The sequence below is a fragment of the Sphingomonas sp. ASY06-1R genome (genome assembly GCF_052180265.1).
Classification (GTDB): Bacteria; Pseudomonadota; Alphaproteobacteria; order Sphingomonadales; family Sphingomonadaceae; genus Sphingomonas_I.
Genome location: NZ_CP197464.1, coordinates 678233 through 701519, shown reverse-complemented (window position 1 = coordinate 701519; position 23287 = coordinate 678233). Strand labels below are relative to the sequence as shown.

Annotated in this window: 22 protein-coding genes; 11 read left to right on the top strand and 11 right to left on the bottom strand. The window is 65.1% G+C overall.

Annotated elements, in window-relative coordinates; translation table 11 throughout:
• Positions 1-147 precede the first annotated feature (147 nt).
• Together ACSBM8_RS03555 and ACSBM8_RS03550 are read right to left on the bottom strand one after the other, a co-directional pair.
• Entirely contained in the window at positions 148-384 is a 237-nt protein-coding gene (locus ACSBM8_RS03555; RefSeq protein WP_442680284.1) for a hypothetical protein, read from the bottom strand.
• A 76-nt stretch (positions 385-460) separates the two neighbouring features.
• Positions 461-1453 carry a cysteine synthase A gene (locus ACSBM8_RS03550; protein WP_442680283.1) on the bottom strand — a complete coding sequence of 331 codons (993 nt, stop codon included), beginning with the start codon at positions 1451-1453 and terminating at the stop codon, positions 461-463.
• A 152-nt stretch (positions 1454-1605) separates the two neighbouring features.
• On the opposite strand from ACSBM8_RS03550, the gene ACSBM8_RS03545 reads away from it, so the two are divergent.
• The 6 genes from ACSBM8_RS03545 to bfr all read left to right on the top strand — a co-directional run bounded on the left by ACSBM8_RS03545 (position 1606) and on the right by bfr (position 6850).
• On the top strand, positions 1606-1995 hold the full coding sequence (locus ACSBM8_RS03545; RefSeq protein ID WP_442680282.1) for a hypothetical protein: 390 nt from the start codon (positions 1606-1608) through the stop codon (positions 1993-1995).
• 94 nt (positions 1996-2089) lie between these two features.
• Positions 2090-4321 (top strand): phosphoribosylformylglycinamidine synthase subunit PurL, encoded by a 2232-nt coding sequence (purL, locus tag ACSBM8_RS03540; protein WP_442680281.1) that lies wholly within the window; start codon positions 2090-2092, stop codon positions 4319-4321.
• 67 nt (positions 4322-4388) lie between these two features.
• On the top strand, positions 4389-4802 hold the full coding sequence (locus tag ACSBM8_RS03535) for an endonuclease domain-containing protein (protein ID WP_442680280.1): 414 nt from the start codon (positions 4389-4391) through the stop codon (positions 4800-4802).
• A complete protein-coding gene (locus ACSBM8_RS03530; protein WP_442680279.1) occupies positions 4799-6046 on the top strand; it encodes a DUF418 domain-containing protein in 1248 nt (415 codons plus the stop codon). The genes ACSBM8_RS03535 and ACSBM8_RS03530 overlap by 4 nt, the downstream gene beginning before the upstream one ends.
• A 38-nt stretch (positions 6047-6084) precedes the next feature.
• Positions 6085-6258, top strand: coding sequence for a (2Fe-2S)-binding protein (locus ACSBM8_RS03525; protein ID WP_442680278.1), 174 nt, complete (start codon positions 6085-6087; stop codon positions 6256-6258).
• Between the two features lie 109 nt (positions 6259-6367).
• Positions 6368-6850, top strand: a complete 483-nt coding sequence (gene bfr / locus ACSBM8_RS03520) for a bacterioferritin (protein ID WP_442680277.1) — start codon at positions 6368-6370, stop codon at positions 6848-6850.
• A 7-nt stretch (positions 6851-6857) separates the two neighbouring features.
• Here the strand turns inward: bfr and ACSBM8_RS03515 are convergent, their stop codons facing one another.
• Genes ACSBM8_RS03515 through ACSBM8_RS03500 form a run of 4 tightly spaced genes read right to left on the bottom strand, consistent with a single transcriptional unit; the run spans position 6858 to position 10586 of the window.
• A complete protein-coding gene (locus tag ACSBM8_RS03515) occupies positions 6858-7028 on the bottom strand; it encodes a sulfurtransferase TusA family protein (protein WP_442681478.1) in 171 nt (56 codons plus the stop codon).
• A 23-nt stretch (positions 7029-7051) separates the two neighbouring features.
• Positions 7052-8449, bottom strand: a complete 1398-nt coding sequence (gene der / locus ACSBM8_RS03510) for a ribosome biogenesis GTPase Der (RefSeq protein WP_442680276.1) — start codon at positions 8447-8449, stop codon at positions 7052-7054.
• A gap of 56 nt (positions 8450-8505) precedes the next feature.
• Positions 8506-9846 carry an outer membrane protein assembly factor BamB family protein gene (locus tag ACSBM8_RS03505; RefSeq protein ID WP_442680275.1) on the bottom strand — a complete coding sequence of 447 codons (1341 nt, stop codon included), beginning with the start codon at positions 9844-9846 and terminating at the stop codon, positions 8506-8508.
• A 2-nt stretch (positions 9847-9848) separates the two neighbouring features.
• Entirely contained in the window at positions 9849-10586 is a 738-nt protein-coding gene (locus tag ACSBM8_RS03500) for a tetratricopeptide repeat protein (RefSeq protein WP_442680274.1), read from the bottom strand.
• A gap of 206 nt (positions 10587-10792) precedes the next feature.
• Here ACSBM8_RS03500 and ACSBM8_RS03495 point away from each other — a divergent pair, with 206 nt between their 5' ends.
• Positions 10793-11890 (top strand): AI-2E family transporter, encoded by a 1098-nt coding sequence (locus ACSBM8_RS03495; protein ID WP_442680273.1) that lies wholly within the window; start codon positions 10793-10795, stop codon positions 11888-11890.
• A 28-nt stretch (positions 11891-11918) separates the two neighbouring features.
• Here the strand turns inward: ACSBM8_RS03495 and ACSBM8_RS03490 are convergent, their stop codons facing one another.
• The 5 genes from ACSBM8_RS03490 to ACSBM8_RS03470 all read right to left on the bottom strand — a co-directional run bounded on the left by ACSBM8_RS03490 (position 11919) and on the right by ACSBM8_RS03470 (position 15991).
• Positions 11919-12398 carry a hypothetical protein gene (locus ACSBM8_RS03490; protein ID WP_442680272.1) on the bottom strand — a complete coding sequence of 160 codons (480 nt, stop codon included), beginning with the start codon at positions 12396-12398 and terminating at the stop codon, positions 11919-11921.
• Positions 12376-13215 (bottom strand): hypothetical protein, encoded by an 840-nt coding sequence (locus ACSBM8_RS03485; RefSeq protein WP_442680271.1) that lies wholly within the window; start codon positions 13213-13215, stop codon positions 12376-12378. The genes ACSBM8_RS03490 and ACSBM8_RS03485 overlap by 23 nt, the downstream gene beginning before the upstream one ends.
• Before the next feature lie 68 nt (positions 13216-13283).
• Positions 13284-14141, bottom strand: a complete 858-nt coding sequence (locus ACSBM8_RS03480; RefSeq protein ID WP_442680270.1) for a DUF1444 family protein — start codon at positions 14139-14141, stop codon at positions 13284-13286.
• A 96-nt stretch (positions 14142-14237) separates the two neighbouring features.
• On the bottom strand, positions 14238-14885 hold the full coding sequence (locus ACSBM8_RS03475; protein ID WP_442680269.1) for a response regulator transcription factor: 648 nt from the start codon (positions 14883-14885) through the stop codon (positions 14238-14240).
• Positions 14882-15991, bottom strand: a complete 1110-nt coding sequence (locus ACSBM8_RS03470) for a sensor histidine kinase (protein WP_442680268.1) — start codon at positions 15989-15991, stop codon at positions 14882-14884. The genes ACSBM8_RS03475 and ACSBM8_RS03470 overlap by 4 nt, the downstream gene beginning before the upstream one ends.
• Positions 15992-16255: 264 nt before the next feature.
• Here ACSBM8_RS03470 and ACSBM8_RS03465 point away from each other — a divergent pair, with 264 nt between their 5' ends.
• From ACSBM8_RS03465 to ACSBM8_RS03450, 4 genes are read left to right on the top strand one after another with little or no spacing between them, the layout of a single operon-like run.
• Positions 16256-17410, top strand: coding sequence for an efflux RND transporter periplasmic adaptor subunit (locus ACSBM8_RS03465; RefSeq protein WP_442680267.1), 1155 nt, complete (start codon positions 16256-16258; stop codon positions 17408-17410).
• Entirely contained in the window at positions 17403-20519 is a 3117-nt protein-coding gene (locus ACSBM8_RS03460; protein ID WP_442680266.1) for an efflux RND transporter permease subunit, read from the top strand. Before ACSBM8_RS03465 ends, ACSBM8_RS03460 begins: the two co-directional genes overlap by 8 nt.
• Before the next feature lie 2 nt (positions 20520-20521).
• Positions 20522-21955, top strand: coding sequence for an efflux transporter outer membrane subunit (locus ACSBM8_RS03455; protein WP_442680265.1), 1434 nt, complete (start codon positions 20522-20524; stop codon positions 21953-21955).
• A complete protein-coding gene (locus ACSBM8_RS03450) occupies positions 21952-23286 on the top strand; it encodes a glycoside hydrolase family 28 protein (protein WP_442680264.1) in 1335 nt (444 codons plus the stop codon). Before ACSBM8_RS03455 ends, ACSBM8_RS03450 begins: the two co-directional genes overlap by 4 nt.
• The last annotated feature ends 1 nt before the right edge of the window (position 23287 follow it).

Below are 23287 nucleotides of genomic sequence, written 5' to 3'. Positions count from 1 at the left end.
TGAATGGGGATGACTGTGTATGCCGTGGTTTGGGGCTATGGGGAAGAATGCGCGAAAACGGCGCGAAACTGCCGTTTCCCGCAAGGCCGAGCCTGTGGATAAAAATGTGGGGCGAAATTTAGCGGCGGACGGGTGTTTTGCTGCGACTCAATGCGTCGCCTGCGCCGGCTTGGTTGGGGTCGGCTCCGCCTTTGCGTCGGGCGGGCTGTTGCCGGGGGCGACACCCAGTTCGGCCAGCGGCTCGCTCGGCGCGGTGTCGTTGGTGGCGTCCGCGCTGCGCGACGTGCTGCGATCAGGGCCGGCGACGTGCAGGAAGGTGGTGGCGAGCATGACCAGCAGGAAAACCCAGGCCAGGCCGATCAGGCCGATGCGCACACGGTGCATACCGCTTCTCCCGCGATGCGCTTAAGGGCCCTCATAGTCCCAGAATAGGGATGCGCCGGCCGGTTGGAAACCTTTGTTAGCGCCGCAGCCAATCGGGTGCGTGCAGGCCCTTGGCCCGCAACCAGGCCGGATTGAACACGGTGGACAGGTAGCGCATTCCGGAATCGCACAGGATCGTGACGATGGTATGCCCCGGCCCCATCTCCCGCGCCAGGGCCATCGCGCCCGCGACGTTGATGCCGGAGGACAGGCCCAGGCACAGACCTTCCTGCTTCAGCAAAGCGAACAGCTGTTCGAGCCCGGCCTCATCCGAGATGCGGAACTGCGTATCGACAGGCGCGCTTTCCAGATTGGCGGTCACGCGGCTCTGCCCGATCCCTTCGGACACGGACGATCCCTCGGCGCGCAGTTCCCCATGCGCATAATATTCATACAGCGAGGCACCATGCGGATCGGTCAGCGCGATGACGATATCGTCGCGCTGTTCCTTCAGGCCCAGGCCGACCCCGGCCAGCGTCCCACCCGTGCCGACAGCGCAGGTGAAGCCATCGATCCGTCCTTCCGTCTGCGCCCAGATTTCGGGCGCGGTCGTGCGGATGTGCGCAAGGCGGTTGGCGATATTATCGAACTGGTTCGACCATAAGGCGCCGGGCGTTTCTTCCGCAATGCGGCGCGACGTGTGAACATAATGGGCAGGGTTGGAATACGCTGTCGGCGCGACCTCGATCAGCTCGGCCCCCAGCGCGCGCAACGTATCCTTCTTCTCCTGGCTCTGCGTTTCCGGGATGACGATCGTCGTGCGATATCCCTTCGCATTGCCGATCAGGGCCAGGCCGATCCCGGTATTGCCCGCCGTCCCTTCCACGATCAGCCCGCCAGGCTGCAACGTGCCATTTGCCTCGGCATCCTCGATGATGAAAAGGGCTGCACGGTCCTTCACCGATCCGCCCGGATTCATGAATTCGCACTTGCCGTAAATGTCGCAGCCCGTCGCTTCGCTGGGACCAGCAAGGCGAACCAACGGCGTATTGCCGACCAAGGCCGGCACGTCTCGAGCGATAAATGTCATAAACAGCCGATAGGCAAGCGCTGGAAATGGGGCAAGCAAGCTTCGTTTTCAGCCCGCAAGGCAACGCTTCGGCGCATCCCTCAACCTGACGCCGCAGAAAGAGCGTCAACACTCTTGACGTATATACTGCACCTGCGAAAGAATGATCCGCTATGAACCATCTCACCCTCCGCGCTTTGCCGCTCGCCGCCCTGTTTCTCCTCGCCGCTTGTGACACCAAGCCGACCACGATCGTGGCGGGCGGTCCCGCGGATCCCACCGCTAACGAGATTGCGAATGCGCCGCCGGTCAAGCTGCCGCCGGCGATGCTGGCCAGCAAGTCCTATCGCTGCAAGGACAACAGCCTGGTGTTCATCAACTGGTTTAACGACAACACGACCGCCAATCTGCGCCTCAAGGACAAGACGGCCGATCCGATCGTGATGACCGCTCCGGCTGCGGGCGAAGCCTATGTCGGTGGCGATTACACGCTGACCGGCGACGCCAAGGGCAAGTCCGTGACCCTCGCCAAGGGCGGCGCGAGCCAGACCTGCGAAGGCTGATTTTCCTCCCAACCCCATTTTTCAGGGCCGGCAGGACCATCCTGCCGGCCTTTTTCTTTGGACGATGCGCAAGGGTTCGCTATCGGCTCGCGATATGAGCGAGATCACGCCTGCCATCGTCGCCGAACACGGCCTGTCCCCCGAAGAATATGCGCGCGTCCTGCATGCGCTTGGGCGCGCGCCCAACCTGACCGAGCTCGGGATCTTCTCCGTCATGTGGTCGGAGCATTGCAGCTACAAATCGTCGCGCCTGCACCTGAAGAAGCTGCCGACCACCGGCCCGCAGGTGATCTGCGGCCCGGGCGAGAATGCGGGCGTGGTCGATATCGGCGATGGGCAGGCGGCCATTTTCAAGATGGAGAGCCACAACCACCCCTCTTATATCGAACCCTATCAGGGTGCCGCGACCGGCGTCGGCGGCATATTGCGTGACGTCTTCACGATGGGCGCGCGCCCTGTCGCCAATCTCAACGCGCTGCGGTTCGGCCGGCCCGATCATCCCAAGATGCGCCACCTGATCGCGGGCGTCGTCCACGGCATTGGCGGTTACGGCAATTGCGTGGGCGTGCCGACCGTCGGTGGCGAGGTCAATTTCCACGCGGCTTATGACGGTAACATCCTGGTCAATGCGATGACCGTCGGCGTCGCCGAGACCGACAAGATCTTTTATTCGGCGGCGTCCGGCGTCGGCAACTCGATCGTCTATGTCGGCTCCAAGACGGGCCGCGACGGCATCCATGGCGCGACCATGGCGTCGGCCGATTTCGGCGAGGATTCGGAGGAGAAACGCCCGACCGTGCAGGTCGGCGATCCGTTCACGGAGAAGCTGCTGATCGAGGCCTGCCTGGAGCTGATGGCATCCGACGCGATCGTCGCGATCCAAGATATGGGCGCGGCCGGCCTGACCTCCTCCAGCGTCGAGATGGCGTCCAAGGGCGGGGTCGGCATCGAACTCGATATGAACGCCGTACCCTGCCGCGAGACCGGCATGACGCCCTATGAGATGATGCTGAGCGAGAGCCAAGAGCGGATGCTGATGGTGCTCAAGCCCGGCCGCGAAGATTTCGCCGAGGCGATCTTTCGCAAATGGGAGCTCGACTTCGCGGTGATCGGCCATGTCACCGATACCGGCCGGATGGTGCTGACCTTCAATGGCGAGACGGTGTGCGACATCCCGCTCGATCCGCTGGCCGACGAAGCGCCTTGCTACGACCGCCCGCACGTGAAGACGGAGGCGCCCGCGCTACCGGCCAATCTGCCGGACAGCACGGACGTGGCGGCCGATCTGCGCAAACTGATGGGATCGCCCGATCTTGCCTCGCGCCGGTGGATCTGGGAGCAATATGACCACATGGTCGGTGGCGACACCGTCCAGCGCCCCGGCGGCGATGCCGCAGTGGTACGAGTCCACGGCACCGACAAGGGACTGGCGATCAGCACCGATTGCACGCCGCGTTATTGCTATGCCGACCCCTATGAGGGCGGCAAGCAGGCGGTCGCCGAATGCTGGCGCAACCTGACCGCGGTCGGCGCCAAGCCACTCGCCACGACCGACTGCATGAATTTCGGCAATCCGCAGCGGCCCGAGATCATGGGCCAGTTCGTCGGCTGTATCGAGGGCATGGCGGAGGCCTGCACCGCGCTCGACTTCCCGATCGTGAGCGGCAATGTGTCGCTCTACAACGAGACCAAGAATGACGATGGCAGCGGCAGCGCCATTCTGCCGACGCCGGCGATCGGCGGCATCGGGCTGCTGGCCGACTGGAAGCGATCGGTCGGGATCGGCTTCCGCGAGCGCGGCGACATCATCCTGCTGGTCGGCACGCGCAAGGGCCATCTCGGCCAGTCGCTGTGGCTGCGCGAACTGCATGGGCTGGACGGCCGCGACGCAGGCCCGCCGCCGCCGGTCGATCTCGCGGCGGAGCGCAGCACCGGCGACTATATTCGCGCCGGCATCGAGCAGGGCTGGATCACCGCCTGCCATGACGTGTCGGACGGCGGCGTCGCCGTAGCGATCGCGGAGATGGCGTTGGCCGGCAATTGCGGCGCGCTGATCGACGGGCCGACGCCGTTCGGCCTGGCGGGCTCTTACTTCGCCGAGGATCAGGGCCTGTATCTCGTGACGGTCCACGATCCGGCGCTGCTCGGCTTCCTCGCCGGGGCCAAGGCCAACGGGATCGAGGCGGAACCGATCGGCCGCACCACTGCCAACCGGATCATCTTCGAAACCGAAAACGGCGATCATTGCGTGACGCTGGCGGATCTGCGCAGCGGGCATGAAGGTTTCTTCCCCAAGCTGATGGGCGCCGACGCGGCGCTGGCGTAATCGTCTCCTCTCCGAGCTTGCTCGGGGAGGACCACGCCAAAGGGGCGTGGTGGAGGGGAAATCCGCCATGCTCGCTGGTCCGTCGCGCACGGTTAAAAGGGCGCGCAAGTTTCGGCGCGAGATGAGCGTGCCAGACGTTGTTCTTTGGACGCGCCTACGGCTCCGGCCGGGAGGTTTCAAATTCAGACGACAGCATCCGGCCGGATCTTACATCCTCGACTTTTTCTGCAACGAGGCGAAGCTGGCGATCGAAGTGGATGGCGCGAGCCACGACATGGGCGATCGGCCGGCGCGCGATGCTATGCGCGACCAGTGGCTTGATCGTGAAGGCGTCGATACGCTGAGGATCGCGGCGGGTGACGTTTTAGGGGATGCCGACGCCGTGGTCGAAGTGATCGTTGCAGCCTGCCTTCAGCACGGAAATCCCCTCCACCATGCTTCGCATGGTCCCCCTCCCCGTTCCGGGGAGGAGACGGAGTGACTACGGACGCCGAATTGTCTCGCATCCTGAGCCTCGACGTCATCCGCGGATTTGCAGTGTGCGGTATTCTGATCATGAATATCGTATCGATGGGCATGCCGCTTTATGCCTATGTCGACCCGCATTTTTACGGCGGGGCGCAGGGCGTGGATCTGGCGGCATGGGCGGCGGCTTATGTGCTGGCGGACGGCAAGATGCGCGCCTTGTTCACGATGCTGTTCGGGGCTTCGCTGCTGCTGATCACCGACGCCGCGGAGGATCGCACGCCCGGGCCTGCGCGCGTCCATTATGCCCGCATCTTCTGGCTGTTTGGCTTTGGCATGCTGCACGCCTGGTTCGTCTGGTACGGCGATATCCTGGTCGAATATGCAATCTGCGGGGCGATCGCCTTTGTCGGACGGAACTGGAAGCCCAGCGCGCTGGCGTTCACCGCAATCTGCCTGATCGGCTATGACGGCGTGCAGAGCCTGATCCAATGGCATGACGTCACCCTGCTCCAGGCACTCGCGACCGGCCCCCACCCGCCCGCCGATGCAGTGCGGGAATGGGGCAAGGTGCTGGCCCAGGTCGTCCCGGACCCCGCCGCGATCGCGCAGGAAATACGCCTCTACCGCGGCGGCTTTGCCGATGTCTTTGCAGCCCGCGCACCGACGACGCGCCTGTTCCAGATCCAGATCATACCGGCGGCGCTGCCGGGTACGCTGGGCTTCGTGTTCCTGGGCATGCTGTTCTACCGGCTCGGCTTCTGGACAGGGCAATGGAGCCGGCGCGCCTACCAGCGCGTTGCCGGCGCCGGCGCGGCGGCGCTGTTGCTCTATGCGCCGCTGGTGTTTGCGATCATCGCCCATCATTTCGATCCAACGTTCCTGCCGCTCGCTGACATGGCCACGCTGATATTGCGGCCTTTCCTCGCGCTGGCTTATGCGGCGCTTCTGATCCTGGCCGTGCGGGCGAACGTTCTGCCGCGGCTGATGGAGCGGCTTGGCGCGGCCGGGCGGATGGCCCTGTCCAACTATCTGATTACCAGTCTTGTGATGACGACAATCTTCTACGGCTATGGGCTGGGATGGTTCGGCGGTCTGTCGCGCGCGCAGCTCTATTGGCTCGTCGCGGCCCAATGGGGGCTGATGTTGCTCTGGAGCCGGCCGTGGCTTGCCCGTTTCCATTATGGGCCGTTCGAATGGGCGTGGCGCAGCCTGTCGCGCGGACAGGTCGTTCCGTTCCGCAGAGCTATTGCGAGTTAGTCGCAGTATCGCTAAATGGGCTCGTCAAGGAGTCGTCGATGGTCGTCTGCCACTGCAATGCGATTCGTGAACGCGAAGTACGGGAGGCAGCGCGGTCGGGCGCACAATGCCCCTATAGCGCGTATGCCACGTTGGGCCGGCGTCCCCGGTGCGGCCAGTGCATCCCCTTTGCGCGCGAGTTGATCGCCGAAGAGCAGCAGGCCGCCGCCTGACCGTTTCGGATCCGGTTTCCTGAGAACGACTCGCGCGAGTCGTTAGCACTTCGTTTTTGGCCCCTCCCTGGTTTAACTGGCGCGATCATCGCCATCCGGGAGTTGCGCCATGAAGGGCGACGAAAAGGTTATCGAGTTTCTGAATATCGCGCTCAAGAACGAGCTGACCGCGATCAATCAATATTGGCTGCATTATCGTCTGCTCGACCATTGGGGCATTACGCGGCTGGCCGATTACGAAAAGCATGAATCCATCGACGAGATGAAGCATGCCGACTGGCTGTCGGAGCGCATTCTGTTTCTGGACGGATTTCCGAATTTCCAGATGCTTGGTCGGCTGCGCGTCGGCGAGACCGTCGAGGAAGTGCTGCGCTCAGACCTCGCGCTGGAGGGAGAGGCGATCCCGCCGCTGCGCGATGCGATCGCGCATTGCGAGTCGGTGCGCGATTACGTCACGCGCGATCTGTTCCGCCGCATCCTCGACAATGAAGAAGAGCATGTCGACTTCCTGGAGCGGCAGTTCGACATGATCGAGCGGATGGGCATCCAGAATTACGTCCAGCTGCAGTCGCGGCCCGCACCCGAAAGCTGAACGCGCGTCACGCGCGCGATACGACCCATCCGTCGCCCTGATCCCGCAGCGACCAGCCTTGGCTGGCCGCGAGCGCCGCGATTTCCGCCGGCGCAGCGGGATCGTCGGCGAGGATCGTGACCGCCTCCTCCCCGCGCATCGCCCGGGCCAGCCGCAGGACGGGCCACGGGCAGCGCATCCCGCGCGCGTCGACGAGGGTGCTCACTTGTTGCCGAACGGATTGGTCGGCGCGCGTACGGTCAACCGCACCGGCACGCCGCCGAAACCGAGATCGCGACGGATACCGTTGACGAGATAGCGGCGATAGCTTTCCGGCAGCTGATCGACGCGCGTCCCGAACAGAATGAACGTCGGCGGGCGCGTGCGTGCCTGGGTGAGGTAGCGCAGCTTGATGCGCCGCCCGCCGGGCGCCGGCGGCGGATTGGCCTCGATTGCGCGTTCGAACCAGCGATTGAGCTCGCCCGTGCCGATGCGCCGCGACCAGGAGTCGCGGATTTCGAAAGCAGCCTCGATCAGCTGGTCGATCCCGCGACCGCTGAAGCCGGAGACGGTGATCAGCGGCAAGCCCTTGACCTGCGCCAGGCCCTCGTCGAGCGCGGCGCGAATACCCTGGAATAGAGACGGCGCATTTTCGGCGACGTCCCATTTGCTGACCGCGATGATCAGCGCGCGGCCTTCGTCGATCACCTGGCTGGCGATGCGCAGATCCTGCGCTTCCAGCCCGCGCGTCGCGTCGAGCAGCAGCACCACGACTTCCGCGAAATCGATCGCACGCTGCGTATCGGCGGCGGACAGGCGTTCCAGCTTATCCTCGACCTTGGCCTTGCGGCGCAGGCCGGCGGTATCGATCAGCCGGACCGGGCGGGTTTCGCCGTCCTTGCCTTTCCACTCCCACTCGATCGCGATCGAATCGCGCGTGATGCCGGCCTCCGGGCCTGTGATCATCCGCTCTTCACCGAGCATCTTGTTGACGAGCGTCGACTTGCCCGCATTGGGACGACCGACGATGGCCAGCTTCAGCGGGCCATTCTCCTCATCCTCCGCCTCATCGACGGGATATTCGGATTCTACGCGCTCGATATGCGGGCGCAGCGCTTCGAACAGATCGACCAGGCCTTCGCCATGCTCCGCCGAGAAGGGGATCGGGTCGCCCAGGCCGAGCGCAAATGCCTCGAGCAACCCGCTCTCGCCGGCTTTGCCCTCCGCCTTGTTGCCCATCAGGATGACGGGCGTATCGCTGTTGCGCAGCCAGCGCGAAATCTCTTCGTCGAGCGGGACAACGCCGACGCGGGCGTCTATCAGAAATAAAGCGGCATCGGCTTCGTCGACCGCCGCCTGGGTCTGGATGCGCATGCGGCCCGGCAGGCTCTGCGGATCCTCATCCTCGAACCCGGCGGTGTCGATGATGCGGAAGTCGAGCCCGAGCAGGCTCGCCTCGCCTTCGCGGCGGTCACGCGTGACGCCGGGCCGGTCATCGACCAGCGCCAGCTTCTTGCCGACGAGGCGGTTGAACAGGGTCGACTTGCCGACATTAGGTCGGCCGATAATGGCAACGGTGGGAAGAGGCATGGAGCGCCTTCTAGGGTCCGGACCCGCCATTTACGAGTCCGGACCTTCGATCCACGTTTGCCGCGCCGATTTACGCGGCGTTTGCGTTAGCGCCAGGTCGTGATCCGGCCCTTGGCGTCCAGCAGATAGAGCGTGCTGTTGGCGACGACCGGCGGCAGATAGAAGCTCTTGCCCGCCTTGACCGACGTGCCGATCGCGCCGTCGGCGACCGCGACGTTGACCATCTGGCCCTGATCGCTGACGACCAGCAGGCGGCCGCCGGCCAGCGTCGGGCCGTACCAGCTGATCGGCTTGTCCTTCTTCTTGGGATCGCGATAGCGCGGAAGCTGCGAGATCCAGCGGATCTTGCCGGTCGTGCGGGCGATACAGATCAGCTTGGCCTCATCGGTAACGACGAACAGCCATTCGCCCGCGAGCCAAGGCGTGTTGATCCCGCCGATCGTCAGTTCCCAAAGGCGCTGGCCGCTGACCAGATCCATGGCGACCATGCGGCCACCCAACCCGATCGCATAGACCTTGCCCTGGTCGATGACGGGCGACGCATCGATATCGGAGATCACCGACACGGAGGTGGAGATGGATGTCCGCGAAAGCTGATCCTGCCACACGATGCGGCCATTTTCGAAACGCAGCGCCGACAGTTCACCCGACGAGAAGCCCGCGACGACCGTACCTTGAGCGACAGCCGGCCCGCCGACGCCCAACACGCCGGAGGTCTGCAACGTGGCCGACACCGTCCACAGCGTGGCCCCGGTCGCGGGGTTCAGCGCCAGGATCTGATTGTCCTGCGTGAGCGCATAGATATTGCCGCCGCCGATCGCGGGCGCGCCGCGCAGGGGGCCGGCCGGGCGCACCTTCCACAATAATTTGCCAGTCGCCGCTTCCAGCGCCACCGCATCGCCACGACCGGTCGTCGCATAGACCTTGCCGGCCTCCACGCTGACACCGCCGCCGAACAGAACGACCTTGTCCCGTTTCACGCTGTCGATCGCGGTCTGCCAGACGGTCGCGCCCGTCGCGGCGTCATAAGCGTGGATCACCGCGTCGGCATCGATGATGAACAGCTTGCCGTCGGAGATGACCGGGGGCGAGCCGATCCGCTGGGTGATGTCGCCGCCCTTGATCGTGGCAGACCATGCTTCGTGCAGCGCGGCCGCCAGCGCGGGGTTGCCCATCGACTTGGTGGCGTTGCCGCCCGGCTGGGTCCATTCGGTGTTGACTACCGGTTCCGGCACGGTGACCGGAACATCGGCCAGGCTGGGATCGACGACGACGTCGCTGCCCGTGTTCAGCACCGACACGCGTTGCCCGAGCACCGCGGTCTTCGGCCCGCGATCACCGCGCCCCTTGAACAGCCCGCATCCGCCGAGCGTGGCCACCAGGGCCAACGCCATCATAGCGCGCGCACGGCGCGAACTCATCGTCATGATCATTCCTTGGATGCGCCGTCAGGCGTGATGGCGCCAACCGTCTGGCCAAGCCCCGTGGCAAGGCCGGCTGCGCGGCCACGCAGGCCCGTGGGCACGTTCGTGTCACGCGCGATGGCGGCGAAAAGCGGGCCGGCAAGATCGCGCCGTCCCATCTTCAGATAAGCGATGCCGGTCAATTCGCCGGCACTGCCGAACCAGGGCGCGTTCGCAACCGCCAGCGGCTTCATGCGGGACACGACCTCCGTCGGTGCTATCGTATCGAACTGCAGCGTGGTGGCCCGGATCAGCGCCAGATCGCGGGTCGCCTGCGGCAGGCCGTCATCCTTGGCGATCGCCAGATAATTTGCAGCGGCGGCGGGGGCGTCAGTTTTCGCGAGAATACCGGCCTGCGTCAGCCGTGCCATGGCGCGATATCCGTCGCGCGACGAGGATGCCAGAGCGGCAAGCCGCGCATCGTTGGGCTGCGCCCGGCCGATGTCGACGTCGCTCAGCACCTGCGTCAGCTGCTCGCCCTCAAGCCCGGCCTGATGCGCATGATGGCTGCGCCACCACAGAAACGCCGCCAGCCCGATCAACAGCAGAAGGACGAGCACGCCAATTACGACGCCCCACTTCTTGGCGAGACCGGTCATCTGGTCGCGGCGGAGATTCTCGTCGACTTCGCGTCGAAATGCTTCAGTATCGGTGGGCGTCAGCGCCAAACGGCCTCTCCTGGAATCCGCGCGCAGCGCGGGCATGCGGCGCCTCTCTAGCGCCGAGTCCGCCTGAACGGAAGCTGTGCGAGCGCAGGAAGATTCGCGACGCCCTGATCCGCCCCGTCCAACAGCGATCGCGGGCTATTGTGATTGCCAACATGGCCTCGCCGGCCGCATCGGCTATAACGCGCCCGTACAGGGAGTAACGTAATGCGAAGGCTCATTCTTCTCGCCCCACCGATTGGCGCATGCCGGATGCCGCGCGCATGAGCGGTGTGCGGCGCGGAGCCACTTTGGAGCGGGGCTTCCTGCTGCTGCTCGTCTTCCTGGTGACGATCTTGTTCCTGTGGCTGGTCGCGCCGTTTGCGGGCGCGATTCTGTGGGGCATCATCGCGGCGGTATTGTTCACGCCGCTCAACCGCCGGTTCCTGCGGCGCATGCCGGGCCGCCCCACGCTGGCCGCCTTGGCGACCTTGCTGATCATCATCGCGTTGGTGATCGTGCCGGCGATGCTGCTGGGCGCGGCGCTGGTGAACGAGGCCACCAGTGCCTATGCGCGGATCCGCGGCGGCGATATCGATCTGGGCCGCATGTTCGTCCAGATGGAAACGCACCTGCCGGGATGGGCGCAACGCTGGCTGGAAAGCGTCGGGCTCAACGATTTCGAAGGCGTCCGCAGCCGTATCTCGCAAAGCTTTGCCAGCAGCTTCCGGACGGTCGCCAGTCAGATCCTGAGCATCGGACAAAGCGCGTTCGGTTTCTTCCTGGCGCTCGGCGTGATGCTGTACCTCACCTTCTTCCTGCTGCGCGACGGCGACGCGGTCTCCGCCCGGCTGGAACGCGCGCTGCCGTTGCCGGCGGGACAGCGCAAGGCGCTGATCACGACGTTCGTCACCGTCATCCGCGCGACGATCAAAGGCAGTCTCGCGGTGGCGGTGCTGCAGGGCATGATCGGCGGGATCGCCTTCTGGATTTTGGGCATCCCGAGCGCGCTGTTGTGGGGTGTGGCGATGGGCGTGTTTTCATTGTTTCCCGCGGTTGGGACCGGGCTCGTCTGGGTTCCCGTCTCGATCTACCTGCTTGTGACCGGATCGGTATGGCAGGGTATCGTCCTTGCGCTTTGCGGTTTCCTCATCATCAGCAGCGTCGACAATGTCGTGCGCCCGATCCTCGTCGGCCGCGACGCGCGCATGCCGGATTATCTCGTGCTGATCTCGACGCTGGGCGGTTTCGAGATGATGGGCTTCAACGGTTTCGTGGTCGGCCCCGTCATCGCCGCCTTGTTCATGGCGATCTGGCAGATCTTCACGAGCGCACGGGAGCAACCCGACGGTGCCTGGTCCTGACACAGGTCAATGCCCTGCCGCAGCGGCCTCACTTGCGCTCGGTGATGGTACCGTTCGCCGCGACCGACACCTGCACGCCGGGCTCCGACAACGTGCGCACGGTAAAGTCAGCCCCCTCGCCTTGCCACATGGCGGGAGGCTCGCCTGGCTGAATGTCGTGCAGACAGCTTTCGACGCGCTTGCTCCAGCGTTCGGTGCGGGTGCGGGTGTCGATCAGGCGGACCCAGGTTTCATGGCCTGCCTGGCAACGCGACATGGCCTGGCCGCGCGAGGCATAACTGTCGGTCAGGAGCAGGAACGGGCCCCGCATGCCGAGCGGCGTGACGCTGTGATCGTTGGCGGGATCCACCTCCGCAGCGGGTAGCGTCACGCTTACGGTGGCGGCCCGGCCGGCCAGATCCAGCTTCAGATCGCCCGATCCCGCCGCCGGGACCTGACGCGCCGCCGCGCATCCGGCGAGCGCCAACCCTAGTGCGACAGCAGCGCTAACCGAGTATCGCGTCGGCATAGCAGACCCCCGATGGCTTCCACAGATCGCCCTTTTTGTGGCCGCGCTTATATTCGTCCTTGTCGCGCTTGTGCAGTTCGGCCTCGGTCTTGCCCGTATTCTCGTCCTTGGTCATGTCCCAGCCATTATTGCCGGTGGCGCTGTCGCACAGGATGTCGGGATTGCGGACCCAGGCCTTGCCGTCCCACGTGTGATAAGCGCCGCCATTCCATCGGCAGACCGCCTCGCGCTGCAGCTGATCGTCGGTGAAGGTACGCCCGCTTTGCGACAGATAGTTGCGCGCATCGGTGACCTTGGTGGCGAACAGCTTGAGCCCGCCATCGACGTTGCGCTTCCAGCTCCACACCTGTTCCATGGTCGGCTTGGGCGTGGTCAGCTGGCACATGCCATAGCCATTGTCGTACGACTTGATCGGTTCACCGGCGTCGTTGAAGTTCCGGCCACGCGATTCATGTTGCAGGATGGCGGAGAAGCCGGCGCTGTCGGCCTTGGTGGCGAGATAGACGGTGACATCGTGGACCGTCGGATTGGTGCCGATGATCGTGACCTTGACGGTCGCGACCTCCGCCGGCTTGCCGGCCGCGGCCGGAACGGTCGCGTGGACCTCCAGCGTGCCGCCGAGATCCTGCAGGAAGGTCGCCCCGTCCAGTTTGTTGTCCGGCGTTTCCACCTTCCCCTTCTTGGAGAAGGTCTTCCAGGTGATTGTCCACTCCCAGCTATGTGGGCCGGCGGCGTCGGTTTGGAACGCAATTGTCGGCGGCGTCCCATCCGCCGCGATCGTGAAGCTTGCTTTCGCGGCCGGAGTGACAAATTTCATGCCCGTCTCCCTCTACCACCATGCTCAGATAGCCGAATCCATGTCCGGCCTGAAAACGCACGGAACGCCTAATCGGGCACAACCGTGATCTTACCGTTACGGCGGGCATAGAGACGCGACGACAGCAGGTTATAGTCTTCTGCGAAGGTCACTTCGATCAACTGCCGGGCGCGCTGTCGCGCCTCCTCCTCATCGTCGAAGAGAAAGAGCTGGTCCTTGCGTGGCAGGGCGATGATCACGTCCCCGGGGAAGCGCTGTGCGACCATTTTCCAGAAATCGTCGAGCAGCAGCAGGGTGGGCGAGAGCATCGGATTATCTTCGACATAATAGAGCATGCCGGGCTTGAGCGATTCATCGCTCACGAGTTGGGACAGCCACCGGCGTTCATTGTTCATCGCGATTGCACGAAGGCTTGCCAGATCCTTGCCGGGCACATCCTTCGGGCTGAGCGGCGCCATCGAATCTTGCCGGTCGGCCATGTAGAGAATCTGGAGGTCCGCCCCCAGCGGCTCGTGGAGAAGCTCCCCGCCCGCCTTCAGCGCCGCGTCGATATAGGGCTGAGCCCGGATAACAGCGACGATATGGGCATCGTCTACCCCTTCAAGCTGCCCTTCCGCGAGTGAATTGAGGAAACGCCTGACGAGGAAATCAGGATCCTCCTGCGGATTCCCCTTCATGTAATTGAAGAGGTTCGTGACATCACCGACGACCGACCAATCGTCGATCGCCAGCTGAAACTTCGCTGGATCGTTCCGGTCAGGTGTGACTTTGAAGTCCTCCTGCGTGCGCAATAGCTTTACGACGTGGTCGCGCAGCGCCGCAACATTGGAAAAGCTGCGCGCTTCGGCTTTTCGCCCAAAGAGCCATGTAAGGCCAAAAGACATTATTCCTGCGGCCATCAATCTTCGTCTTTCGAATCGCATCATGTGTCCCCCTGGGGGCCATCTTGCGCAATCCAACAATGCAGAGAAAGTAGCCAAGTGAAATATGAGCCCATTGGGCTCCTAGGCGCCAAGCATGGCTCAGGCGGACCCCACGCCTTGCAGTGGCAAGGCATCGCACAGACGCACCAGGTCCGGCAGCGATTTGGCGCCCATCTTCAGCATCACCTGGCGTCGCCGCACCTTCACCGTGATCTCGCTGACGCCAAGCTGGCCGGCAATCTGCTTGTTGAGGAGGCCCTGGACCACCAGGAACATCACCGCCTGCTCGCCCTCGGTCAGATCAGCAAAGCGCCGCGTCAAATCCCGGGTCTTTCGACCGCTGCACCGCCTTTGGCGATCGATCTCGATCCCGCGGTGGATGGCGTCCAGCAGATCCTGATTGGCGAAGGGTTTGGCCAGGAATTCGATCGCACCCGCTTTCATTGCGCTGACCGACATGGCGATATCGCCATGGCCCGTGATGAAGATGACCGGGATTTCGGCGCCTTGCCGTACCATCTGCCGATGGAATTCCATGCCGCTCTGCCCGGGCATGCGCACATCCAGCACCAGACAGGCCGGCAGATCGGGTTTGGCCGTGTCGAGGAAGGCCTGGGTAGAACCGAACAGCATCGCTTCCAGCCCGACCGAGGCGAGCAAATCCTCCAGCGCCGCGCGGACCGACGCGTCATCATCGACGACATAGACGATCGCCATATTCTCAGCCGCAGATGCCGTCTCGGTCATGCCGCGGCCGCCGCATAAGCGGGCAACCGGACATGGAACAGCGCGCCGTAAGGCTTCATCCGATCCACCCAGATCGCACCGCCATGTGCCTCGACAATGGTGCGGGAGACGGTCAGGCCAATGCCGGTCCCACCTTCCTTGGTCGTCCAGAAGCTGTCAAACAGCCGGGCAAGATGGTCTTCGCGGATCCCGATCCCGGTATCGCAGGTAGAGATTTCGACGTCGCCATTGACGTCCGCCATGGCGGCGATCGTCAAAGACCGGCGACTGGCGGGCACGGGCATCATCGCTTCGATCGCGTTCAGGATCAGGTTGCAGACGACCTGCTGCAGTTGCACGCGATCCCCCATGACGGTCGGCAAGGCATCGGCCAGCGCGAGGCGCAGCGCAATCGCGTGCCGCTGCAGCTCACCGCCGGAAAGCTCGACCGCCTCTTCAATCACCTCGTCGACGCGGATAACCTGCAACACGGGCGGATCTCCGCGTGCATGGTCGCGCACGCGGGCGATGATGATGCTGGCGCGGCTGGCATCCTCCACCACGCGGCTGATCGCGGATCTTGCCCGGTCAATATTGGGCGGCTCTGCGCTCAACCAGCGCATTGCCGTGTCGCCGCTCGTGGCGATCGCCGCCAACGGCTGGTTCACCTCATGCGCGATCGACGCGGCCAGTTCGCCCAGGCTGGTGACGCGGGCGACGCGGATCAATTGCGCGCGGGCAGCATGCGCCGCCCCCTCCGCCGCAACCATCTTCAGCGCGAGGTAGGTGGTGATGGCGATCGTGGAGATGCTGATACCAAGGTTCACGACGCCGGCTTCGCGCGATCCGGACTTGCTGAGGACGAAGCTAACCAGGGTCAGCTTCACGCAGATCGCCGCCAGGCCGACCACCTGACGGGGCGCGAAACGGCCGATCGCGAGCAGGATCACGGCGATATAAAAGACCGCCGTCGCGATCTCCAGATCGGTCAGCGTATCGAAGACGAAGATCGCCACCATCAGCAGCGCCATAACCGGAAGCCGGACGATCGGCTTCTGGAACAGATGGTGCAGGCGGCGCAGCGCTGCGGATAGTCCAGACGCTTTTTCACCGACCGTTTCGGACATTCGCGTACCCTCGCCTACCGCCGTCGAACGGGACGTGAACCGTCGCCTGTTCGCGCGCTGCCTCCGCATAAGGCGCCGTGCCCGGGCATCCAATCGCGCGCGGCGGCCCGATATACATTCGTATAATCCGGCTTTCCTCATGCATCGTCGATCGGGCGCAGCCCACCGCTTATCGGCGCGATGCTGCCGAAGCGGCCCTGCGGCAACGCCCGGACGGCAGCGTCTTGGTGTCGCACGCCATGCAGACTAGCCTGGGAATTCCTGATGCCATTCCATGAAGGGACAGCACGCCGTCGCGGCGTTCCGTCCATCACGTCCGCCGCACCCATCGGCATGCTGGCCGCCCTGCTCTGCACCTTGTCGTCCTGTGGATCGAAGACGCCGACGGCGGCCCCGGACGTGCCGAGCTTTGTCGCACGAGCTGGGCAAGTCACGATCCCCGCACAGTCTCCCCTTCGCACGCGGCTGGTGATCACGCCGGTCGGCGATCGCGATATGGATCGCCAGATCGACGCCCCGGCCGTCGTGGAGGCCGATCCGGAACGGCAGGCGCGGATCCTTACGCCGATCGCCGGCCGGATCGTCACGCTGGGCGTGCGGCTGGGCGATCATGTGCGGGCCGGACAGATGCTTGCCGGGCTGGCCTCGCCCGATCTGTCGTCCGCACTTGCCGACGATACGCATGCGCAGGCGCAACTGCGGCTGACGTCCGCCGCGCGCACCCGCGCGCTCGGCCTGAAGGCCATCGGCGGCGCTGCCGACAAGGACGTTCAGCAGGCGCAGGCCGATTATGCCGCAGCAGCAGCCGAAGCGGCCCGGACGCATGCCCGGCTGCAACAACTCGGCCAGTCCCGCGCGGTGCGGGGCGGTGGCCTTGCTCTGGTCGCGCCGGCGGCGGGCGTCGTCACCGATCTGGCGGCCGCGCCAGGTGCCTATTGGACCGATCCCACGGCGCCGCTGATGACGGTCGCCAACATCGGCACCGTCTGGGTCACCGCCAATGTGGGTGAGGCGGATATCGCATCCATCCATGTCGGCCAGCCGGCACAGATCCGCTTTGATGCCTTTCCGAACGAGAGCGTCGCAGGGCGTGTCCAGTCGATCGCCCCGATCCTGGATCCGGATACGCGCCGCACCAAAGTCCGGATCGCCGTCACCAACCCAGATGGGCGCTTCAAGCCGGGTATGTTCGCGAGCGTCCGCTTCGCGGCATCGGCGGGGCGCGCGCCCTCCGTTCCCACCAGCGCGCTGCTGCTGAAGGACGACGCGACGACCGTGTTCGTCGAGGTTGCGCCCTGGACGTTCGAGCGCCGTGTGGTCGACACGGGCGACGAACAAGGTGATCGCACGACCATCGCGCATGGCCTTGCCGCGGGGCAGCGGATCATCGCCAAGGGCGGCGTACTGCTCGATGATTGAGCGCTTCATCCGGCTGGCGATCACGCGGCGCAGGATCGTCCTGCTGATCGCGTTGCTGGTGGCGGCCTATGGCTGGTATTCGTGGCGGCAGCTGTCGATCGAAGCCTATCCCGATATCGCCGACGTCAGTTCGCAGGTGATTACCCAGGCGCCCGGCCTGGCCGCCGAGGAGGTGGAGCAGCAGATCACCATTCCGCTGGAGCGCGCGCTCAACGGCACGCCGGGCCTGACGATCATGCGCTCCAAGAGCACGTTCGGGCTGTCGCTGATCACACTCGTTTTTCGCGACGGGTCTGAGGATTATTGGTCGCGCCAGCGCATCCAGGAGCGGATCCAGGGTGTGACGCTGCCGACCGGGATCACGCCCGGCCTCGATCCGCTCACCTCCCCGATCGGCGAAATCTATCGCTACACGCTGGAATCCGACACGCTGGGCCAACGCGAATTGTCGGAGCTGCAGCAATGGGAGGTGATCCCCGCGCTATCGCAGATCCAGGGAGTGGCCGGGGTCAACAATTTCGGCGGCATCACCACCCAATATGAGGTGGAGCTGGATCCGGCCCAGCTGCAGCGCTTCGGCCTGTCGCTGAAATCGGTCGAGGACGCGATCACCGCCAACAATCACAGCACGGGCGGCAGCGTCATCACGCGCGGCGAGCAGGGCTATGTCGTGCGCGGCGTCGGCGCACTGCATGATCTAAGCGATCTCGGCAATGTCGCGGTCACGCAAAAGGGCGGCTCGCCCGTGCTGGTGCGCGATCTCGGCAAGGTCCGGCTGAGCCAGATGGAACGGCACGGCATCCTTGGCAAGGATGAGCATGGTGACGCGATCGAGGGGATCGTCACGCTGCTGCGTGGCGAGAATCCCTCGCACGTGATGGACGATGTCCATGCCAAGGTGGAGGAGCTCAACGTCGAACTGGCGCGCAAGGGCGCGCGCATCGTGCCCTATCTCGACCGATCGGATCTGGTGCACACCACGATCGACAAAGTGTCCCACACCGTCCTGGAGGGCGTCGGGCTGGTCCTAATCGTGCTGATCCTGTTTCTGGGCAGCGTGCGCAGCGCCTTGATCGTCGCGGTCGTCATACCGCTGGCAATGCTGATCGCGTTCATCCTGATGAACGTCACGCATGTGCCCGCCAACCTGCTGTCGCTCGGCGCGATCGACTTCGGGATCATCGTCGACGGCGCGATCGTGATGATGGAATCGCTACTGCGGCGGCGGGAGGCCCGGCCGGACAAGCCGCTGACGCGCGCCGAAGCGGTGGATGCCGCGGTCCAGGTCGGCCGGCCGATCTTCTTCGCGACGATCATTATCATCACCGCCTATATGCCGCTGTTCGCCTTTCAGCGGATCGAGGCCAAGCTGTTCACGCCGATGGCGTTCACCGTCAGCTATGCCCTGCTGGGCGCGCTGCTGGTCGCGATGACCCTGGTGCCGGGCCTGGCCTATATCGCCTTCCGCAAGCCCACCAAGACCTTCCACAATCCGGTCCTGCTGCGGATCGAGCGCGGCTATGGCGTCGCCCTGCGCCGCTGCCTCGCGACGCCGGCGATCATCTATGCCGTCGCCGGTGTGGCCGCGGTCGCGGTGCTGCTGCTCGGCGCGACCGTCGGCCGCGAATTCCTGCCGGCGCTGGATGAGGGATCGATCTGGCTGCAGGTCCAGTTGCCGAGCGGCATATCGCTGCAGGAAAGCAAGGGGATGGCGGGCGAGCTGCGCCGCGCCGTGCGCACCTTCCCCGAAACCTCCTATATCGTGACCCAGCTGGGCCGGAATGACGACGGCACCGATCCGTTCACGCCATCGCACATCGAGGCGAGCGTGGGGCTGCATCCGCCCAGCACCTGGCCGTCCGGCGAGACCAAGGCCGATCTGATCCGGCGCATGGATGCCAAGTTCAAGACCATGCCGGGCTTCACCGTCGGCTTCAGCCAGCCGATGATCGACGGCGTCTATGACAAGATGGCGGGCGCCCATAGCGAGCTGGTCATCAAGATCTATGGCGACGATTTCGCCGAGCTGCGCCGGATCGGCAATGCGATCGTTACCGTCCTGAACAAGACGCCCGGATCGGCCGATGTCGCGCTGGACCAGGAACCGCCGCTGCCGCAGCTGGTGATCCGCATCGACCGCGCCGCCTGTGCCCGCCTTAACGTCAACGCCGGCGATATTGCGGAGCTGATCCAGACCGGGATCGGCGGCGCCGGCATCGACCAGCTCTATGTCGGCGATCGGCGCTACGACATTGCTGTCCGCTTCCCCGCCGCGGCCCGCAGCACGATTGGCGAGATCCGCAACCTGCCGATCACGACCGGCACCGGCGCGCAGGTTCCGCTATCCGCCGTCGCCGACATCCAGCTGAAGATGGGCGAAAGCACGATCACGCGCGAGATGGGCCATCGTCATCTGACGGTGAAGCTCGACTATCGCGACCGCGATCTCAGCTCCTTCCTGCATGACGCGCAACGCAACATCGCCGCGCAGGTGAAGTTCGACAAGACGAACTATCATCTCGAATGGGGCGGCCAGTTCGAGAATCAGGCGCGGGCGGAAAGCCGCCTGCGGGTGATCCTGTGCGTCATGTTCGGCGCGATGGGATTGCTGCTCTATATCCAGTTCGCGCTGGTGCGGCAGGTGTTGCTGATCCTCGGCGCGGTGCCGCTGGCGACGCTGGGTGGCCTGGTCGCGCTGCACGTGACCCATTCGACGCTGAACGTTGCCTCCTCCGTCGGCTTCATCGCGCTGTTCGGTGTGGCGATCCAGAATGCGATCATCATGGTGTCGAACCTCAACACGCATCGGGTCGATGGCGAAGGGCTGCTCGAAGCGGTGCTGCGCGGCGCCAATGAACGGCTGCGCCCGGTCCTGATGACCGCGACGGTGGCGACGATCGGGATGCTGCCGGCCGCGGTTCACACGGGCGTTGGCAGCGACGTGCAGCGCGGCCTGGCCACGGTGGTGGTGGGTGGCCTGATCGTCGCGACCGCGCTGACCTTATTCGTCGTGCCGACGCTCTATTATGTGATCGAGCGCGCCGCATCGCGCCGGGCGGCACGCCGGCAAGGGCGGCCGCGTGGTGCGGCGCCGGCCGGGGGAGCATGACGATGGCGACCGCATTTTCATACCGCACGGGCGGCTGCCTGGCCTTGCTGCTCCTTTCGGGCTGCGCCGTGGGCCCGAACTTCCACCAACCTTCGGCGCCGGCCGATGCGGCCTATGCCAATGTGCCCGCGAACGACCATACCGTGGTCGAGGCGGATATTCCGGGCGACTGGTGGACCTTGTTCAAGTCGCCCGCGATCGATGCGCTCGTGCGGCGCGGCATCGCCGCCAATCCCGATCTGGCCGCGGCCCGCGCCGCCCTACGCCAATCGCAGCAGCTGGCCGCGGCGGACCATGGCGCTTATCTGCCGAGCGTCGATCTGGCGACGACCGTGTCGCGCGCGCGCAACCCAGACGTGCTGGCATCGCCGCTGCAATCCAATCGCAACCTCTACACGCTGCACACGGGGCAGTTGAACGTCGGCTATCAGCTCGATCTGTTCGGCGGCATTCGCCGTCAGGCCGAAAGCAGCAGCGCCGCCGCGGAAGCGCAACGATTCCAGATGGAGGCGGCCTATCTCACGCTCACCTCCAACATCGTCGCCGCCGCGGTGACGGAGGCTTCCTTACGCGCGCAAATCGGGGCGACCCGCAACAGCATCGCCGCCCAAAGCCAGATCCTCCAGATCATGCGCGGGCGCCTGCGCCTGGGCGATGCGGCCGTGGCCGATGTCGCCGCGCAGCAGGTGCTGCTGGCCCAGACCGAACAGACGCTGCCGGCGCTCGAACGGCAATTGGCGCAGCAGCGCGATCTGATCGCGGCGCTGACCGGGCAGATGCCTGATGCGGCACAGCCGAACATCACCTTTGCGGACGTGTCGCTGCCGCAGAACCTGCCGCTCAGCCTGCCCGCGCAACTGGTCGATCAGCGGCCGGACGTTCGCGCCGCCGCCGCGAACCTGCACGCCGCCGCAGCCCAGGTGGGCGTCGCGATCGCCGCGCGATTGCCGGCGATCACCTTGAGCGGCAGCGCGGGTGGCGCATCGACCAACTTCGCGTCGCTGCTCGCGCCGGGCAATATCTTGTGGAGCATTGTCGGCGGGCTGACCGCGCCGATCTTCGACGGCGGCACGTTGCGCCACCGGCAGCATGCCGCCGAAGCCGCCTATGACGCCGCCAAGGCGCAATATCGCGGCGCCGTGCTCGCCGCCTTCCAGAATGTATCCGACACGCTGGCGGCGATCACGACGGATCGGGCCGCGCTCCAGGCCGCGGAGCAAGCGGAACGCGCTGCATCTGCCAGCGTCACCATCGCCCGCGGTCAGGCCCGATTGGGGGCGATCGCGCCGCTCCAGGTGCTGAATGCCGAGCAGGCCTATTGGCAGACCGACCTGGCGCTGCAGCAGGCACGCGCCGCCCTGTATGCCGACAGCGCCGCCTTGTTTCAGGCGATGGGCGGCGGCTGGTGGCATCGCAACGACATGGCGGCCGGATGATGCGTGGGTGGTTCCCCTGCTTCTGCCTGACGGCCCTGGCCATCCCAGGGTCGCTGTACGCACAAGATCGCAGGACGGTGCGCGAACCGGCCCTGCCGCGCCAGGTGTGCGCGACGCTTGCACCCACATCCGGCGACGCCACCCGGCGATTGCAGTCCGCCATCAACGCCTGTCCCGCCGGATCGGCGGTTCGGCTTGTGGCCGGCGCCGACCAGGCGCGCTTCGTCAGCGGCCCGCTGGTCATGAAGTCGGGCGTGACGCTCTGGCTGGATCGCGACGCGGTGCTGGCGGCGTCGGCAGACCCGCATGCCCATGATAATGGCGGCGGCCGCTGCGGGACGATCGACAGCAGCGGCAAAGGCTGCCGCCCTTTCCTCCTGTTCCAGCATACCAACGGCGGCGGCATCGTCGGCGAAGGGTTGATCGATGGCCAGGGCGGCCACGCAATGGCGGGCCGCACCCAAAGCTGGTGGCAGCTCGCCCGCCGCGCGCAGCAAGAGGGCGGCGACCAGAATATCCCGCGGCTGATCCAGGTAATCGGCGCACGGAATATCGTCTTCTATCGCGTCACCCTGCACGACGCGCCCAATTTCCACGTCGCGCTAACCGACGTGGATGGGGCGACCTTCTGGGGCATACGGATCGACACGCCGGCGGATGCGCGCAACACCGACGGCATCGATCCGGGCGGCTCGCAGGACGTCACGATCGCGCACAGCTATATTCGTGCAGGCGACGACAATATTGCGATCAAGGCCGGGCGCGGCAGCCCGTCGCGCTATATCTCGGTGGTCCATACCCATTTCTATTGGGGCCATGGCATGTCGATCGGCAGCGAGACGATCGGTGGCGTCAGCGACATTCTCGTCCGCGACGTCACGCTGGACGGCACGACATCGGGCCTGCGGATCAAGAGCGATGCCAGTCGCGGCGGCCTGGTCCACCAAGTCCGGTTCGAGGATATCTGCCTGCGCAACAATCGCATGCCGATCGATTTCGATACGCGTTACGATTCGGCCGCGCAGGGCATGGCCATCCCTATCTACCGCGACATCCTGCTGCATGACGTGACGGGCGGCGATGGCGATCTGATCGTGCAGGGCTATGATGCCGCCCATCCGCTGGCGCTGACGCTGGACGGCGTCCGCTTTGGCGCGGCGTCGCACTGGCAGGTCAACTTTGCCACGATCACCGTCGGCCCGGGCGGGGTCTCCCCGCGCCCGCCCGGTCTATCCGGACCTGATGCCACGGGTGCCCGCCCGGATTGCGACCGGCGCTGGGTTCCCTTTCCGACGGAGCATGACCGCCAAAACGCTGCCGACGCAGACTGAC

Excerpts from the sequence above, each read along its gene's own strand:
- ACSBM8_RS03555 (WP_442680284.1), bottom strand. The coding sequence starts at position 384 with ATGCACCGTGTGCGCATCGGCCTGATCGGCCTGGCCTGGGTTTTCCTG.
- ACSBM8_RS03480 (WP_442680270.1), bottom strand. The coding sequence starts at position 14,141 with ATGATGCGATTCGAAAGACGAAGATTGATGGCCGCAGGAATAATGTCT.
- ACSBM8_RS03545 (WP_442680282.1), top strand. The coding sequence starts at position 1,606 with ATGAACCATCTCACCCTCCGCGCTTTGCCGCTCGCCGCCCTGTTTCTC.
- ACSBM8_RS03550 (WP_442680283.1), bottom strand. The coding sequence starts at position 1,453 with ATGACATTTATCGCTCGAGACGTGCCGGCCTTGGTCGGCAATACGCCG.
- purL (WP_442680281.1), top strand. The coding sequence starts at position 2,090 with ATGAGCGAGATCACGCCTGCCATCGTCGCCGAACACGGCCTGTCCCCC.
- ACSBM8_RS03485 (WP_442680271.1), bottom strand. The coding sequence starts at position 13,215 with ATGAAATTTGTCACTCCGGCCGCGAAAGCAAGCTTCACGATCGCGGCG.
- ACSBM8_RS03505 (WP_442680275.1), bottom strand. The coding sequence starts at position 9,846 with ATGACGATGAGTTCGCGCCGTGCGCGCGCTATGATGGCGTTGGCCCTG.
- ACSBM8_RS03495 (WP_442680273.1), top strand. The coding sequence starts at position 10,793 with ATGCCGGATGCCGCGCGCATGAGCGGTGTGCGGCGCGGAGCCACTTTG.
- ACSBM8_RS03460 (WP_442680266.1), top strand. The coding sequence starts at position 17,403 with ATGATTGAGCGCTTCATCCGGCTGGCGATCACGCGGCGCAGGATCGTC.
- ACSBM8_RS03490 (WP_442680272.1), bottom strand. The coding sequence starts at position 12,398 with ATGCCGACGCGATACTCGGTTAGCGCTGCTGTCGCACTAGGGTTGGCG.
- ACSBM8_RS03535 (WP_442680280.1), top strand. The coding sequence starts at position 4,389 with ATGCTCGCTGGTCCGTCGCGCACGGTTAAAAGGGCGCGCAAGTTTCGG.
- ACSBM8_RS03500 (WP_442680274.1), bottom strand. The coding sequence starts at position 10,586 with ATGCCCGCGCTGCGCGCGGATTCCAGGAGAGGCCGTTTGGCGCTGACG.
- bfr (WP_442680277.1), top strand. The coding sequence starts at position 6,368 with ATGAAGGGCGACGAAAAGGTTATCGAGTTTCTGAATATCGCGCTCAAG.
- ACSBM8_RS03515 (WP_442681478.1), bottom strand. The coding sequence starts at position 7,028 with ATGCGCTGCCCGTGGCCCGTCCTGCGGCTGGCCCGGGCGATGCGCGGG.
- ACSBM8_RS03455 (WP_442680265.1), top strand. The coding sequence starts at position 20,522 with ATGGCGACCGCATTTTCATACCGCACGGGCGGCTGCCTGGCCTTGCTG.
- ACSBM8_RS03470 (WP_442680268.1), bottom strand. The coding sequence starts at position 15,991 with ATGTCCGAAACGGTCGGTGAAAAAGCGTCTGGACTATCCGCAGCGCTG.
- ACSBM8_RS03450 (WP_442680264.1), top strand. The coding sequence starts at position 21,952 with ATGATGCGTGGGTGGTTCCCCTGCTTCTGCCTGACGGCCCTGGCCATC.
- ACSBM8_RS03475 (WP_442680269.1), bottom strand. The coding sequence starts at position 14,885 with ATGACCGAGACGGCATCTGCGGCTGAGAATATGGCGATCGTCTATGTC.
- der (WP_442680276.1), bottom strand. The coding sequence starts at position 8,449 with ATGGCGGGTCCGGACCCTAGAAGGCGCTCCATGCCTCTTCCCACCGTT.
- ACSBM8_RS03525 (WP_442680278.1), top strand. The coding sequence starts at position 6,085 with ATGGTCGTCTGCCACTGCAATGCGATTCGTGAACGCGAAGTACGGGAG.
- ACSBM8_RS03465 (WP_442680267.1), top strand. The coding sequence starts at position 16,256 with ATGCCATTCCATGAAGGGACAGCACGCCGTCGCGGCGTTCCGTCCATC.